General features: G+C 40.7%; 16 protein-coding genes and 1 other RNA gene. 4 read left to right on the top strand and 13 right to left on the bottom strand.

Annotated features, from left to right (window positions below; translation table 11 throughout):
- Window positions 1-21 precede the first annotated feature (21 nt).
- Window positions 22-351: a Zn(II)-responsive metalloregulatory transcriptional repressor CzrA gene (czrA, locus tag AMR95_RS06710; protein ID WP_024422670.1), complete on the bottom strand. Its 330-nt coding sequence runs from the start codon at window positions 349-351 to the stop codon at window positions 22-24.
- 186 nt (window positions 352-537) lie between these two features.
- On the opposite strand from czrA, the gene AMR95_RS06715 reads away from it, so the two are divergent.
- Together AMR95_RS06715 and AMR95_RS06720 are read left to right on the top strand one after the other, a co-directional pair.
- Complete coding sequence (locus tag AMR95_RS06715) at window positions 538-1,863, top strand: APC family permease (RefSeq protein WP_058837914.1); 1,326 nt, start codon at window positions 538-540, stop codon at window positions 1,861-1,863.
- Window positions 1,864-1,960: 97 nt separating this feature from the next.
- On the top strand, window positions 1,961-2,623 hold the full coding sequence (locus AMR95_RS06720) for a lysozyme family protein (RefSeq protein WP_039179260.1): 663 nt from the start codon (window positions 1,961-1,963) through the stop codon (window positions 2,621-2,623).
- A gap of 87 nt (window positions 2,624-2,710) precedes the next feature.
- Here AMR95_RS06720 and prpB read toward each other — a convergent pair whose 3' ends face one another.
- The 4 genes from prpB to AMR95_RS06740 all read right to left on the bottom strand — a co-directional run bounded on the left by prpB (window position 2,711) and on the right by AMR95_RS06740 (window position 6,930).
- Window positions 2,711-3,628, bottom strand: coding sequence for a methylisocitrate lyase (gene prpB, locus AMR95_RS06725; protein WP_058837915.1), 918 nt, complete (start codon window positions 3,626-3,628; stop codon window positions 2,711-2,713).
- 12 nt (window positions 3,629-3,640) lie between these two features.
- Window positions 3,641-5,077 carry a bifunctional 2-methylcitrate dehydratase/aconitate hydratase gene (locus tag AMR95_RS06730; protein ID WP_058837916.1) on the bottom strand — a complete coding sequence of 479 codons (1,437 nt, stop codon included), beginning with the start codon at window positions 5,075-5,077 and terminating at the stop codon, window positions 3,641-3,643.
- Between the two features lie 2 nt (window positions 5,078-5,079).
- Entirely contained in the window at window positions 5,080-6,222 is a 1,143-nt protein-coding gene (gene mmgD / locus AMR95_RS06735) for a citrate synthase (RefSeq protein WP_058837917.1), read from the bottom strand.
- Window positions 6,223-6,390: 168 nt separating this feature from the next.
- Window positions 6,391-6,930: a DUF420 domain-containing protein gene (locus tag AMR95_RS06740; RefSeq protein ID WP_024422676.1), complete on the bottom strand. Its 540-nt coding sequence runs from the start codon at window positions 6,928-6,930 to the stop codon at window positions 6,391-6,393.
- Between the two features lie 198 nt (window positions 6,931-7,128).
- Between AMR95_RS06740 and AMR95_RS06745 the strand changes: the two genes are divergently transcribed.
- Window positions 7,129-7,641, top strand: a complete 513-nt coding sequence (locus AMR95_RS06745; protein ID WP_039183160.1) for a GNAT family N-acetyltransferase — start codon at window positions 7,129-7,131, stop codon at window positions 7,639-7,641.
- 153 nt (window positions 7,642-7,794) lie between these two features.
- Here the strand turns inward: AMR95_RS06745 and AMR95_RS06750 are convergent, their stop codons facing one another.
- The 8 genes from AMR95_RS06750 to AMR95_RS06775 form a co-directional block, all read right to left on the bottom strand.
- A complete protein-coding gene (locus AMR95_RS06750) occupies window positions 7,795-8,586 on the bottom strand; it encodes a LysM peptidoglycan-binding and 3D domain-containing protein (RefSeq protein WP_039179273.1) in 792 nt (263 codons plus the stop codon).
- Window positions 8,587-8,820: 234 nt separating this feature from the next.
- Complete coding sequence (gene recQ / locus AMR95_RS06755; RefSeq protein ID WP_039179275.1) at window positions 8,821-10,623, bottom strand: DNA helicase RecQ; 1,803 nt, start codon at window positions 10,621-10,623, stop codon at window positions 8,821-8,823.
- A 133-nt stretch (window positions 10,624-10,756) separates the two neighbouring features.
- Window positions 10,757-10,942, bottom strand: a non-coding RNA gene (gene ssrS, locus AMR95_RS18770) — 6S RNA.
- 132 nt (window positions 10,943-11,074) lie between these two features.
- Window positions 11,075-11,575, bottom strand: a complete 501-nt coding sequence (locus tag AMR95_RS06760) for a TraR/DksA family transcriptional regulator (protein WP_047203851.1) — start codon at window positions 11,573-11,575, stop codon at window positions 11,075-11,077.
- Window positions 11,576-11,666: 91 nt separating this feature from the next.
- The gene (locus tag AMR95_RS06765) at window positions 11,667-12,314 is read right to left on the bottom strand and encodes an SDR family oxidoreductase (protein WP_058837918.1); all 648 of its coding nucleotides are present in this window, start codon (window positions 12,312-12,314) and stop codon (window positions 11,667-11,669) included.
- A 175-nt stretch (window positions 12,315-12,489) separates the two neighbouring features.
- Window positions 12,490-12,828, bottom strand: a complete 339-nt coding sequence (locus tag AMR95_RS06770; RefSeq protein ID WP_024422682.1) for a PH domain-containing protein — start codon at window positions 12,826-12,828, stop codon at window positions 12,490-12,492.
- A 279-nt stretch (window positions 12,829-13,107) separates the two neighbouring features.
- Complete coding sequence (locus tag AMR95_RS18775) at window positions 13,108-13,245, bottom strand: DUF4025 domain-containing protein (RefSeq protein ID WP_075611524.1); 138 nt, start codon at window positions 13,243-13,245, stop codon at window positions 13,108-13,110.
- Window positions 13,246-13,294: 49 nt separating this feature from the next.
- Entirely contained in the window at window positions 13,295-13,507 is a 213-nt protein-coding gene (locus AMR95_RS06775; RefSeq protein WP_024422683.1) for a DUF6501 family protein, read from the bottom strand.
- A gap of 212 nt (window positions 13,508-13,719) precedes the next feature.
- On the opposite strand from AMR95_RS06775, the gene AMR95_RS06780 reads away from it, so the two are divergent.
- On the top strand, window positions 13,720-15,204 hold the full coding sequence (locus tag AMR95_RS06780) for an aldehyde dehydrogenase family protein (protein ID WP_039179283.1): 1,485 nt from the start codon (window positions 13,720-13,722) through the stop codon (window positions 15,202-15,204).
- Window positions 15,205-15,315 lie beyond the last annotated feature (111 nt).

Raw genomic sequence — 15,315 nt, forward strand, 5'->3', positions numbered from 1 at the left:
ATATGAGTAGGAAGGTTTTTATTAGTCATGCTGCGCATGGTGAATCATTTGTTCAAGTACTTCCATCACATGCTGATCTTCAGGGCTGTAAAAAATCGATGTCCCTGCTCGTCTAGATTTCACGAGACGAAGGTTTTTTAAAAAACGGAGCTGATGAGAAACAGTTGATTGCATGAGATTCAGCGTTTCCGCGATATCATTGACCGAGTATTCACCTTGAGACAGCAGGTGCAGAATGCGAATACGTGTCGGATCAGATAAGGCTTTAAACGTTTGGGAGACAAGAAATAAGCTTTCTTCATCCAGCTCCATCCGTTCCTGTTCTTGATTTGTATTCAGTTCTTCCTTCATTTCGCTTCACCTTTCTTGTTAGTCAAATCACGACTTATTCTATGTATCATCATATACTAAAACGTGCGGCGTGCAAAGCGGGCACACTTTAGAAAAAAGATTTATTCAAATAGCATTGACACTTGGTAGCATTCTTTTTAAAATGAGCATTATTTATTCATTTTTTTAGAGGAGCTGATAGGCAAATTGACTGAAGAGCCAAGACTAAAACGCAGCCTGACTGTCTTTCCACTTGTTGTGATCGGGCTTGCTTATATGGATCCACTTGTCGTATTTGATTCATACGGCATTGTTGCTCAGCTGACGAAAGGACACGTAGCTGCAGCTTATATATTTACGTTGCTGGCATTACTATTGACAGCGCTTAGCTATGGGAATATGGTGAAGGCTTTTCCAAAAGCAGGATCTGCTTATACATATGCGCAAAAAAGTATTCATCCTCATGTCGGCTTCCTTGTGGGCTGGACACTTTTACTGGATTATTTATTTCTGCCTATGGTGAATTTTGCGATCGGAAGTGCTTATTTAACCGCAGCCTTTCCTGATGTACCTCATTACATTTGGATCATCATACTTGCTATCGCCATAACGACTGTCAATGTAATCGGTATTCGGCTTACAGCCAACATAACGGCGCTATTTGTGACGTTTCAGGTCATTGTCGCCGTCACCTTTGTTGGGTTTGTTATTTATGGGCTCTCGCAAAACGCTGGCAGTGGAGAGTTATTGTCAGCCCGGCCTTTTTATTCAGCGAGCTTAGATCCAGCGCTTATTTTTTCAGGAGCGACCATTTTATGTTTCTCCTTTCTTGGATTTGATGCCATTTCGACGATGTCTGAGGAAACCATTAAACCAAAAAAGACGATTCCGCTTGCCATTTTCTTAACAGTTGCAATTGGAGGCGTACTGTTTACGTTGACGTCTTATTTTTTGCAGCAGGTGTTTCCAAATTTTCAGCAGTTTAAACATCCTGATGCAGCCTCACTTGAAATTGCAGAATTCGTGGGCGGCGCATTTCTCCACTCGTTCTTTTTAGCTGGCACAATGGTCGCTGTCATTTCTTCCTCCTTATCGTCACATGCGAGTGCAGCAAGGCTTTTATATGCAATGGGAAGAGATCAATCGTTACCGAAGCGATTCTTCGGTTATATTCATCCGAGATTAAAAACCCCTGTTTTTAATATTTTATTAATCGGGGCTTTCTCCTTAACCGCAGTCGTTGGCGAACTTGAAGTCATTTATTCCTTTATCAGCTTCGGCGCGTTAATTGGATTTACCTTTGTGAATTTGTCTGTTTTTGCGTACTTTTTCGTCAGACAAAAACAAAGAGGTGTTCTGAATACATTGAGATATGCAGTGATCCCTCTATGCGGGACGGCGTTTTGTATTTGGCTGTTAACGAGCATCAGTACAAATGCATTAATCATTGGCATGATTTGGCTGATGATCGGTTTTATTTATTTCTGCTTCAGGCTGAAAACAAGGTCTGAATTTACGTTTGGATATGATTGATTATAAGGTTTTCACTTGGTATCCTGCTTAGGATATGTCATAATAAAAAGGCTGTACTTCCCTTTTAAAAGCGGGGCAAAACAGGGGTGAACTGACCTTGAAAAAGAAAAAAACAGGATGTTTTGCCATTTCAGGCTGTTTCACGATTTTTCTCTTTGTTTTCGTATTAGCAGCCATTGCCATCTCCTTTAATCAAAAGGAGTTAAAAAAGCTGCCGATTGATACGGAATCAATTGTTTTGTCGAGATTGGATGATTACAAACCGCTTGTAGAAACAGAGTTAAGAGATCAAGATTTAGATCAGTATACCGCGTTAATCCTCGGTATGATGTATCAAGAATCAAAAGGCAGAGGCGGAGATCCAATGCAGTCCTCTGAATCTCTTGGTTTGAAACGAAATGAAATCAATGACCCTCAGAAAAGCATTAAACAAGGAGTCCATCATTTTTCGACTATGTACAAGCATGGGAAGAAAAAAGGCGTTGATTTGGAAACCATTATTCAAAGCTATAACATGGGAATCGGCTATATTGATTTTGTTGCAAAAAACGGGGGAAAACATTCCGAGAAATTGGCAAAGCAATACTCCAAAAAGCAAGTGAAACGAAACCCCAAGGTCTATACGTGCGGCGGCAACAAAGATAACTTCCGCTATCCGTATTGCTACGGTGATTTCACTTACGCTGAAAAAGTAAAAGAAAAAACGAAAACAGTTGAAGAAAAGATGAAATTGGCTTCATCATCCACACCATCATCGTAAAAAAAGCACTTCCGTCAAGGAAGTGTTTCAAATTGTTGACAAAGGGCTAAAATGATCTTTATTTTAGCCCTTTGTCTTCTTTTCATTTTATCGCTGTTCTTTCCCAATTTCCGGCAGGATCGTTTTTGCTAACTGCTGATCCATTTCCTCATATTCATCATAATGAATCGTTTCATACAGCTCTTTTCTCGTTTGCATATCCCCAAGTATCCCCTGCTGCGTTCCCTTTTCCATGATTTCTGTAAATAAACGCTCATACGCTTTTGCAGCGACTCTGAGTGATGACACAGGGTAAATGACCATTTGAAAGCCAAACATTGAAAATTCGTCTGCATGATAATAAGGCGTCTTGCCAAACTCCGTCATATTGGCAAGGAGTGGCCCTTTAATATTGTTTGACGCATGTGTGAAGTCCTCAGCTGTGATGAGTGCCTCAGGGAAAATAGCGTCAGCTCCTGCTTCTACGTAAAGATTGGCCCGGCGGATGACATCCTCCATTCCATTTACGGACTTTGCATCGGTTCTCGCAATCACCAAAAGCGTTGGTGCCGCTTGTTTGATGGCTTTGATTTTTGCGACCATTTCTTCTACTGGAACGAGTGCTTTCCCATTTAAATGCCCGCATTTTTTCGGCATTTGCTGATCTTCAATTTGAACAGCTGCCACCTTGCTCTCAACCATTTCTTTTGCTGCTCTTGCTGCATTTAAAACACCGCCATAGCCTGTGTCCATATCCACCAAAAGCGGCAGCTGGGAAGCTCGAATAATCTCCTTCGCTTTTTCAGCCATTTCTGTTGAATGGATCATGCCGAGATCAGGCAGTCCTTTGCTAGCACAAAAAGCGGCACCTGATAAATAGAGTCCTTGAAAGCCCATTTTTTTTGCATAGAGCGCAGACATTCCATCGTGAACGCCTGGAATTTGAAATAAAGCTGATTTGTACATTTGTTCTTTAAAGGCTGCAGCTAAATCAGCCTGACTTGTTTCTTCATTCACGATCCACACGCTAGCTCCCCCTTATATGACGAATAAGTCCATAAATGCTGGTACTGTTGTTGTTTTTAATTGATTTGGATTTTGGCAGAGTGACACAATTTGATCTACTTGTTTTTGTGGAAATCTTGTCTTTAAATGATAGAGCCATTTCTTTTCAAGCAGCGGAATGCCTTCCTGTCTTCTTCTGCGATGACCAAGCGGGTATTCAATTTCAATTCGGTCTGTCATCGTCCCGTCTTTAAAGAAAATTTGTACACAGTTTGCAATTGATCTCTTTTTCGGATCTAAATAATCCTCTGTATAACGCTTATCCTCTTTCACAACCATTTGATCACGCAGACGATCAATGGCCGGATTTTGCGCCGTTTCTTCTTCATAATGGTCAGCTGTTAGCTCACCATAAATCAGTCCAATGGCTGTAATATACTGCAAGCAATGATCACGGTCTGCCGGATTATAAAGCGGCCCTTTCTTATCAATAATCCGAATTGCTGACTCATGTGTCGTAATCTCTACCCGATCAATTTCATCTAAACGATCTTTTACCGCGTCATGCAGCATCACAGCCGCCTCAGCAGCAGTCTGCGCATGGAACTCAGCAGGATAAGCAATTTTGAAAAGAACATTTTCTATGACGTATGATCCAAGAGGCTGGGCGAGCGTAAGCGGTTTTCCTTTCATAAGAACATCTTCAAAGCCCCACTTCTCTGCACTAAGCGGCGTTTGATAGCCCATTTCCCCTTTTCGTGTCATCATTGCCAGTCTCACTCCGCGGCTTGTTGCATCCCCTGCTGCCCATGATTTCCTCGATCCTGTGTTTGGGGCGTGGCGATATGTTCTAAGCGGGGAATTATCAACAAACGCTTGTGATAATACATGCTGGACTTCTTCCTTTGTTCCGCCAAGCATTGCACATACAACTGCACTTGTTGCCACTTTGACAAATAACACATGGTCCAATCCATTTCGATTCAGACAATTTTCTAAAGCGAGCACACCTTGAATTTCATGTGCCTTGACGATTGCATGCAGTACGTCATTCATCGTTAGCGGCTCTTCTCCGTTTGCAAGACGATTTCTGCTAATATAATCACTTACAGCTAATATTCCGCCTAAGTTATCTGACGGATGGCCCCACTCCTGTGCAAGCCATGTGTCATTATAATCTAACCAGCGAATCATACAGCCAATATTAAAAGCCGCTTGAACAGGATCTAGCACAAACGAAGTGCCGGGAACTCTTGCTCCGTTAGGTACAACTGTTCCAGGTACGATGGGACCAAGGTGCTTCGTACATTCTGGAAAATTGAGCGCAAGCATTCCGCACCCGAGCGTGTCTATGAGCACATAACGCGCGGTTTCAATGGCCTCTTTGCTCGTAATTTCTCCGTCTACTGCATAGGCAGCAATTTCTTCTAATAGCTGATCTGTTTGATTGGCGACTGCTGTTTTGTTCATATTCATTCCCCCGTTTTTCCATCATCATTTGAAACCTTTAATCCTCTTGGCCCTAAATACCGGACTCTCGGTCTAAAAATGCGATTATGCAAATGCTGTTCAATAACATGAGCGGCTAATCCACTAGCCCTTGCAGCAAAGAAAATGGGTGTATAAAGTGAAATAGGAATTCCAAGCACGTAATAAATAGGAGCGGCGTAATAATCAAGATTCGGATAGAGGTTTTTCTGCTCTTTCATGTATGCCTCTCCTGCTACACACATGTCATATAGCGTTGTATCTCCCTTCGATTCAGTAAGCGTTTTCAATGAACGTTTTAAAAGAGCGGCGCGCGGATCCATTTTTCTCATGTATACTCTGTGGCCAAAACCCATCATTTTTTCTTTTGCGGCTAATTTTCGTTCAATGAGCGCAAGAAATCCTTCCGTTGTTTTTCCTTCAAGAAGCATGTGCATGACAGCTTCATTTGCTCCTCCGTGGAGGTCACCTTTTAATGAAGAGATCGCTCCAGTAAAAGCACCATACATGTCAGAATGCGTGGATGCAATGACTCTAGCTGCAAACGTTGAATTCGGCAGCTCATGTTCACTATATAATGTAAGTGTTTGGTCAAAAGCGGTGATTTCGTCTTCGGTCGGGGTGCGTCCAGTTAGCATGGATAAAAAGTTTTCAGTGTAGGATTTGGTCTGATCTGGAGAAATAGCGGCGTCTTTTGTGAGAATATGATAGCTTCCAGCAACAATGGCCGGCAGCTGGCCTAGTAATCGAACTGCACGCTTCACTTGGCACGCTTCTGATCGATCATGTAGTGCATCATCGTACCCTGCAAGAGCAGATAAGCACGTTCTCATCGCATCCATAGGGTGAGTGGTTTTTGGCAGCTTCGTTAAAATGGTTTGAATGGTTGGATGTAAGTTCGTTTGTGAGGATATATCTTGCTGAAATTGGTGATATTCCATCGTATCTGGTAATCTTCCATAAATAAGCAGATAGGCTGTTTCTAAATATGTCTTGTTTTGTGCTAGCTCAATGAGGTCGTACCCGCGAATCACAATTTCCTCTTGCTCCACATCTAAATATGATATGGACGTTTCGCTTGCCACAATGTCTTCAAGCCCCGGTTTATACTGCAATTGTTCAGTCATCATATAACCCCCGTTTCGTCCAATTGTTGATCTCCAAACGAGCAAACGGCCAGAAATGATGTGAATCTATAGATGGGAAGATACCATGCAAGTCGGATATCCAATTTCCATTCTATCCAAAGCACTTCATCTTGTAAATAAAAGAACGTATGTCCAGTTGGACATACGTTAGCTGTAGTATGGAGAAATCATGATATAGACAATGACGCCAGTGAGACTAACATAGAGCCAAAGCGGCATCGTCCAGCGGGCAATTTTACGGTGACGCTCAACCTGCATCTGTGCGCCTCTAAATAGTGTAATCAATGCAAGCGGTACAATAATTGCTGAAAGCACAATATGTGTAATCAAAATAAAGAAGTAAATTGGACGGATGATCCCTTCTCCTCCGAAGTGTGTATCAGCTGCCATTGAATGATATGTCACATAGGAAATTAAAAAGACAAGTGTTGTTGAAAATGCAGCAAAGATAAATCGTCTATGTGCTTTAATGTTCTTTTGTTTAATCATAATGAGTGCTGAAAGTAAGAAGATAAACGTAAAGCTGTTCATCACGGCATTCAGTAAAGGAAGAAATGTAATGTCCAGATGACTAAATTTATCTGTTTTTGGCATTAAAAATAATAAAGCGATTAATCCGTTTATGGCAATTGTTAAAATGACAACAATGCCGGTGAAATTTTTCGGTTTTTGATTCTGTTCGTTCATGTTTGAAAACCTCTCTTTATTAGTTCCGACTAAGAGTATGTTATTTAACTTTCTCTATAAAGTCAATGAATTCGCTGTCTTCGTCGAATTTTAGACAAACTTGCCGATTACTGGCGTTCTAACGGCTTGAAAGATCCATCCACTTCCTTTAGAATTGGAATTTATGTGGTTTTTATGATTTCTTATATGAAAGGAGTAATGGACTTGTCAATCTTACAGGAAACAACCAAAGATGTGAAGACGTTAGAGCAAGAATTACAGCAATTGCAGTTTCAAATGTATCGAATGCAAGAAAATATGAAAGATATTTCGAAAAAAGCAAAGATCATTGGCATTGATCAGGCAAAAGAAGACGAATGGATGATTGTCTCTGCCATTGAAAGTGCGGATACATGCAAAATCATGCTCAGCGATTGTGAAAAAGCTTTTCGCGGACAATCTGATTTTTCCTTAATCGCGGAATATCCTGAAGAAGGAAAGATTCACATTGCTGATATTAAAGGCCCTCCCGATAATGGATACGGCTCAATCTGCATGAAGCATTTAAAAGAAATCGCAAGAGAGCAGAACATTCCAGTCATCACAGGTGACCTCGTCAAAAGAGATTGGAATCACGTGGACCGCTTGATTCACTTTTATGAAAAGCACCAATTTGATGTCCAAATTAATTGGGAAGAACAAAGCGGGGAAATTTATTGGGTGGACAGCTAACGCCAAAAAACCAGCGTGTGTGATAGAATATACGCTGGTTTTTGTCGAAAATGCAAATTTTTCTGAAAAATATGTGTTTTTTTGACCAAAAAAAGGGTACAATAAAAGCATCAGGCCGCCACCTGATGCTTTCTTCCAAAAAACAATAGATTACTAGTTAAGTACTTTCACTTTGACTGATTTTACGCCCCAATTTTTTGCTTGGGATTTGCTTGGTACATGTACATCAATTTTGTTACCTTTAATTGCGCCGCCAGTATCTGCTGCGGTAGCTTCACCGTAGCCTTCAACATAAACCTTACTTCCTAATGGAATGACATTAGGATCTACTGCAATGACTTTCGCATTTGGGTTTTTGTTTAAGTTTACCCCTGTTGCAGTGATACCTGAGATGCCACCATCATTTGCTGTATAAGCCGTAGCCGTTACAGTCAATTCTTTTTGTACACTTTGACTAGCAGAAGATGATTCTGCTTTAGCTGTTTCCTTTTTAGGAGCAGCTTTTTGTGTTGTTTGCTCTTTTTGGACAGGCTCCTGTTTTTGTACAGGCTCTGAGCTTACCGGAGCTGAGCTTTGACCAGCAACACTTAGTGTTGAACCAGTCACAATTATATCTGAGTTTAAGTTATTCCAAGACTTAATATCGCTAATTGACACATTGAATTTTTGAGCGATTTTCCAGAGGCTGTCCCCCTTCTGGACTTTATACTGCTCCTGAGTTTTCTCTTTTGAAGAGATTGTCAATTTATCACCTACATAAATCATGTCTGTAGATAAATTGTTCCAACCCTTTAGGTCCTTTAGAGACACATCATTTTTTTGAGAGATTCCCCAAAGTGTATCACCTTTCTTCACAGTGATTTCCTTTGCAGAAGCTTGCTGTGCTCCAAATGCTGTTGTTGAGATTGCTGCAACAGCAACCAAGGACATAATAGTCTTCTTCATAAAGTAAATCCTCCCTTGTTAGCTTTTTATGGCGGCTAACGAGTGCTATCGTAACATATGTAAATGTCAATTCAATAACAAAACGATATGTTTTAGATTACAGTTCCTTTACATGAAACATCTCTCTCCATTGGTAAATCAGACCACAAAACAGCTCAATTACCCGCCATATCAAGGTTTTGAAAGGATCAGAAACCTCCTGTTGAAAACGTGTCCAAACGCAGCGAAAAAAATTTATTTTTCTTCTTCAACCTCTTTATTTTTCTCTTTTTCTATAAATAAACGGATTTCTTCTAGAAAAACATCCCCATATTTCTCTCTTTTTTGAGCGCCTATCCCCTTAATATGGAGAAGTTCTTCTTCTGTTTTAGGTTGAACAGCTGACATTTCCTTCAATGTTTGATCAGAAAATACAACAAATGGCGGAACGCCCTGCTCTCTCGCCAGCTTCATTCTCACCGCTCTCAGCTGCTCAAATAATGCATCGTTTTCTTGAATCGCCTCTCTTTTAACTGCCTGCTTTTTATACACAGCCTCTTGTCCGACTAACACTTTCTTCCCTTTATGTGTCACTTTTAATGTTGGGTAAGCCCCTTCAGACATGTGCAAATACTCTTCTGTAATTAGGAATTCGATGAAATCACTGATTTGCTGGGCTGATTGCTGCTTCATTAAAGCGTATGTAGGAAGACGGTCGAAACCAAGATCAAGCACTTTTTTATTTTTAGAGCCTGCCAGTACTTGAGCAATCATCATTTTTCCAAATCGCTCGTTCATTCTAACCGTACACGATAAAACCATTTGCGCTTCTCGAGTGACCTCTTCACGCTCTCTTTCATCAAGGCAATTGCTGCATTTTTGGCAAGGAGTACTTGTTGATTGATCAAAGTAGTCCATTACAAATTGCTGCAAACATTGCTCAGTATGACAGTAATCCACCATTTGTCTTAGTTTAAGCAGTTCATGCTGATAGCGCACTTCATCTTCTGTTGACTGTTCAATGAGGAAGCGCTGCATTCGTACGCCCTGCGGCGAAAACAGTAAAATACATTCACTTTCAAGACCGTCTCTACCTGCGCGCCCAGCTTCTTGATAGTAGCTTTCAATATCCCTTGGAATTTGATGATGAATGACAAAACGGACATTTGATTTATTAATTCCCATGCCAAATGCAGATGTAGCGACCATGACCTGGATGTCATCATTTAAAAACAGGTTTTGCTGCTCTTCTCTCACATCGTCATCTAACCCGCCATGATAAATGCCAGCTTTGATCTTTTGTTTCTTTAGCCGATTGTAAATGTTTTCAGCTTCTTTTCTTGTAGCTGTATAGATAATGCCGGACTCAAGCTTGTTTTTCTTCATATAATGTGTGATAAAGCGGTCACTATTTTCTCCTTTGACCACCTGAAAAGACAAATTCTCTCTAGCAAACCCAGTAAAAATGGTTTCTTCTTCGTTCATGCCAAGCTGTTCACATATATCTCGGTGGACCTTTTTCGTGGCTGTAGCCGTTAGTGCGACTATCACTGGCCTTTTTGTCAATTTATCTAAGCATTCTTGAATAAAGCGATAGCTTGGCCTAAAATCATGTCCCCACTCAGATATACAGTGCGCTTCATCAATTGCGATTAAAGGGATCGTTAACCGATCAAGTAGCTGAAAAAAACGTTCATTTTGTAAACGTTCAGGTGTGATATAAAGCAGCTGATATTCCCCATCTGCACATTTTTTCAGCCTTTTATTCATTTCAGCTGCAGAAAGTGTGCTGTTTAAAAAGGACGATCGTATGCCCATCTCATTTAGCGCATCGACCTGATCTTTCATTAAAGAAATTAGCGGGGATACAACGATCGTTGTTCCTTCCATCATCAGGGCAGGAATCTGGTAGCAAACCGATTTCCCTCCGCCTGTCGGCATAATACAGACGGTATCCTTCTGTTTGTTTACAATCGATTCAATGGCTTGTTTCTGTCCCTGCCTAAAGGTGTCAAAGCCAAAGTATTGTTTCAGGAGTGCTTCTGCTTGTTCTAACATCCAATTCCCTCTCCGTCTTTTGTTTTGTCTATTTTAACATACATTCCTTCTTCATCCGGCGGTCTGTGCAATTTCGTTTTTTCACAAAATAAAAAGCCATTTTCCGAAATGGAAAATGGCTTGAATCATCCTAGGAAAAGCTGCGGATGCCGTAATCTAAGTAAGAAAGTTTTAAACCACCACTCCTCAAAGTGGGTGTTTGCAGAAACGTTCCTGTCTTCCTCTCTAAGGAGGCATGACATTCCGGCTTCAATATAAAACTCCCTATTACAGCTTAAAGGTTAAAACTTAATTAACATTACGCGCATCGCAGCCTTTAAACTATACTACACGAAAGTTAATTAAATTTCAAGAGATCTTTTTTCTTTGAAATACTCATTTATACAAGATTTTTGTCCACGAGTACATATGGAAACATTATTCTGAAAAAATTTAACCTTCTCATATATTGCTATTTTTCTTCCTCCACATCAACATCCTGCTCTTCCTCGAGTCTTTCATACGTATCTGAATGCATTTGATCCATTGTTTCTCTATTCGTTAAATCACGCATTTGATCGGAGAATGAACGGTCAAACTCGTTTGGATCTTGAGTTGTTTCCTCATTTTTCTTTGCACCAATTGAAAAGCGTGTATATGGAACTGCTTTTAAACGCTCATATGGGATCTCTTTTCCTGTTTTCTCACAAATCCCATATGTTCCGTCTTCCATTCGTTTCAGTGCTGCATCGATTTCACCTTCAAGCTGATCATCGACTTGATCCAGCGTTTGTTCTGTCATGCGGTCTAAATAGATGCTCCCATGATCAGCGATATGATTCCCAACACCATTTGATATCTCACTCGATTCAACGAGCATCGATTCTTCTTTCTTTTTTGATCCCTTCACATCTTCTTTTAGTTGAATCAATCTTTCGTATAAATCAGCTTGTTGTTCTTTCGTTAAGCCCACGGTCAATCACTCCTTTCTCATTACCTTCCCGCTGGAAGGGAAAAGAAAACATCAAAAAAGCCGCCGCCTATTTGGCAGCAGCTTTCTTTTCTTACAGATGGCGAAGTGCTTCTTCGACTGGTTTATCGCCTTTAATCAAGTCAAAGGACTTATTTTTCACATTCGATTCTGTTAAGCTCTCCACAAGAACAATGGCTACGTCCTCTCTTGAAATCTCGATGTTTTGATCATCTGTAATATGCTCGGCAGCTTTAATCTTTCCTGTCTTCTCCTCATGCAGCAGGGCGCCCGGGCGAACAATCGTATAGGAAAGACCAGACTGTTTTAAGTGCTCATCAGCTTTTCTTTTCGCTTCATAATAAGTTTCCATACTTCCTTGCCCTTTTCCCTGGTTCGGGTCATCGGCATTATAGGAACTGAGCATAACAAAATGCTGGATGTTTTCTTTTTTCGCTGTATCAACGAGGCGTTTTGCCCCTTCCTGATCGACCGCAATGGTCTTATCCGCACCTGTTTTTGAGCCTGAACCAGCTGCAAAGATGACAGCGTCTGCTTGTTTCACAGCATCTGTCACATCTTTTTCAAGATCACCTATGACAGGTGCTGCACCAAGTTCTTTTAGCGCATCAGCTTGTTTTTCATCTCGAATGAGAGCAAGCGGCTCATGTCCTTTTTCTTTTAAATAACGAACGACAAGTCTACCTGTATGTCCATTTGCTCCTGCAACTAACACCTTCATTGTTCATTCTCCTTTCTGTATCTGTTTCATCTTTAACCTTTTTTGCTATCATTCAAACACTTAAGCAGAAAAAAGCCCTTCCCATCAGATGGGAAAGGCTCAGAAATGTGCGATCTATGAAAATAAGAACGAAGAATGAGAAAAGTGCATATGATCTATGTAATCGCAAGATTGATCAGCAAAGATGTTTTGTCAAAATGGCTTGCACATCGCTCAAATCCGTCTCTTTGGAAAAGTCGAGTTCAAATACTTTTGAGCTTGTGACAAGCAGCATACCTGTGTCCTGATCAAACACGCCAGCTTCTTGAATGGCAAAACTTTCAATTGATCGATACGGCAAGGAGACCCTGACTTTCTTCTTAGAAAATACGCGGTTATCGCCAAAGATCAGTCGTTTATTTGTAAAGCAAATTTGGTCGTGACGCAGTCTGTAAACAGCCTCAATTCTTTCCCCTTCAATCAATAAGGATTCGAATTTCTTATCATTTTGTTTACTGACAGAAAAAATACCCACGTAAACCCCCTCTTCCTGCATCAAATTCCTTTATGACAAAACGACCACACGGCTCTGTGGGTACGTTTTATTCTCACTTATAGAATACGCTATAAATGATCGTTATTCCATTACGAATAGATTAAATTTCATTTAACTTTTTCTTTTTGATCCGATGCTCTTTCCTCTATTTATTTAGACTGTTAAAGCAGGAAAAAAGTTTCAGTTCTTTTCGAGAAAAAATGCTGAATCATTCCAATAAAAAAACAGTGATTATGCCAAATCACTGTTTTTAAATGCCTATTCGTCTTTTGGTGTATCAATCGTTCCCTCGGCATACACATCGGAAATCTGTTCAAGCGTAATCGCCATATCAGCATCTTCGTGTTCATGCCATGCATTTTGATTTTTCTGCTCGTCATTTTGCTGCTTTTTCATCATCATCACCCTTTACTGTTTTTCTTAGTATGAGTGATGACCCTCAAAATCATTCAGCCGAAATATCTTCAAAATACTCCTTGTAATACCCGCCTACTTTACCCGTATTGTCAACGACAAACAGGAATTCCTCTGTTTCATTTTTCACTTCATATGTGCTTCCAACCGTTAATGCCCGGTCGACCATATATTTTTTCGCGTTTGTATGTACACATTTTACTTGTTTTAACGTTTGAGCTGTTTGCCAGTTTTGATGGATCATGATTTAAAAACTCCTTTTTTCATCTATACATTTATTGTAGCCAAATTTTCGCGAAATGCAATGAGTGTTATGGATTGCTTTCAAACATGTCGTGTAATATGATAATTGTATACGTTTACATTTTTGTGCGTATACTGTTTCGTTGCATGTCCGCTTTTCTCACCTAGAACTCGCAGAAAACAATCCATATCTTTAAGGAGGTTTGTTTATTTATGAGCTCTACAACACTTCAAATTAGTTCAAAACTCGAATCTTTTCTCCAAGGGACGAAAAAACTCTACATTAACGGTCAGTTTGTCACAAGTCACGATAATAAAACCTTTGCTACTCCTAACCCAGCCACAGGCGAAACCCTTATTGATGTATATGAAGCAGGTGAAAAAGATATTGATGAGGCAGTAAAAGCTGCAAAAAAAGCCTTCCATGGTCCTTGGCGCTCAATGTCTGCCGCTGAACGCGCCCGCCTCATGTTCAAGCTTGCTGATTTAATGGAAGAAAATCAAGAAGAGCTTGCACAGCTTGAAACTTTAGATAATGGAAAACCAATCAATGAAACAACAAATGCAGATATTCCCCTCGCTATTGAGCACATGCGCTATTATGCGGGCTGGACGACAAAAATGAATGGACAAACCATTCCTGTCAGTCAAGGATATTTTAATTATACCCGCCATGAGCCGGTTGGCGTTGTAGGACAAATCATCCCATGGAACTTCCCGCTGCTCATGGCCATGTGGAAAATGGGTGCCGCACTTGCAACAGGATGCACCATCGTTTTAAAGCCAGCCGAACAAACTCCACTCTCTGCTCTTTATTTAGCAGAATTAGTGGACAAAGCCGGCTTCCCAGAAGGCGTCATTAACATCGTTCCTGGATTTGGCGAAACAGCCGGAAATGCCTTAACTGAACATCCTGATGTGAACAAGCTTGCCTTCACAGGGTCAACAAGCGTTGGAAAATTAATTATGGAAAAAGCGGCTAAAACCATTAAAAGGGTCACATTAGAGCTTGGCGGAAAATCACCGAATATTATTTTACCTGATGCCGATTTAAAGAAAGCCATTCCAGGTGCTTTAAATGGCGTCATGTTTAACCAAGGCCAAGTATGCTGCGCGGGCTCCAGAGTCTTTGTTCACCGGAGCCAATATGATGAAGTGGTCGATCAAATGGCCAAATATGCAGGATCCCTCAAGCAAGGCGCTGGTCTTCATCAAGATACACAAATTGGACCTCTTGTAAGTAAAGAACAGCACGAACGCGTATTAGGCTATATTGAAAAAGGTAAATCCGAAGGGGCAACAGCCGTTGTCGGTGGCGATTGCCCTTATGAGGCTGGCTATTTCGTCTCCCCTACTATTTTTAAAGATGTAGAAGATGAAATGACCATTGCCAAAGAAGAAATCTTCGGACCTGTTTTATCTGCAATTCCTTACGATTCCATTGATGAAGTGGTCGAACGGGCCAACCAGTCTGAATATGGATTAGCAGCAGGACTTTGGACAGAAAACTTAAAGCATGCCCACGATATTGCTGCACGTCTTGAAGCAGGAACAATTTGGGTCAACTGCTATAATGTCTTTGATGCCGCCTCCCCGTTTGGAGGATATAAGCAATCAGGTCTTGGCAGAGAAATGGGGTCATATGCCCTTAACAACTATACAGAAGTCAAAAGTGTATGGATTAATCTCCAAGACTAATGACGTCAAGAAAGCCTTTGACCCTGTCATCGGCTCAGATCGTTGACAAAGTGCTAAAATGATTTTTATTTTAGCACTTTGTCTTCTTTTCAGCGTGATAGAAAACCTTTG

Origin of the sequence: Bacillus sp. G1(2015b), from assembly GCF_001482475.1 — a bacterium.
In the GTDB taxonomy this organism is placed as follows: Bacteria; Bacillota; Bacilli; order Bacillales; family Bacillaceae; genus Bacillus; species Bacillus safensis.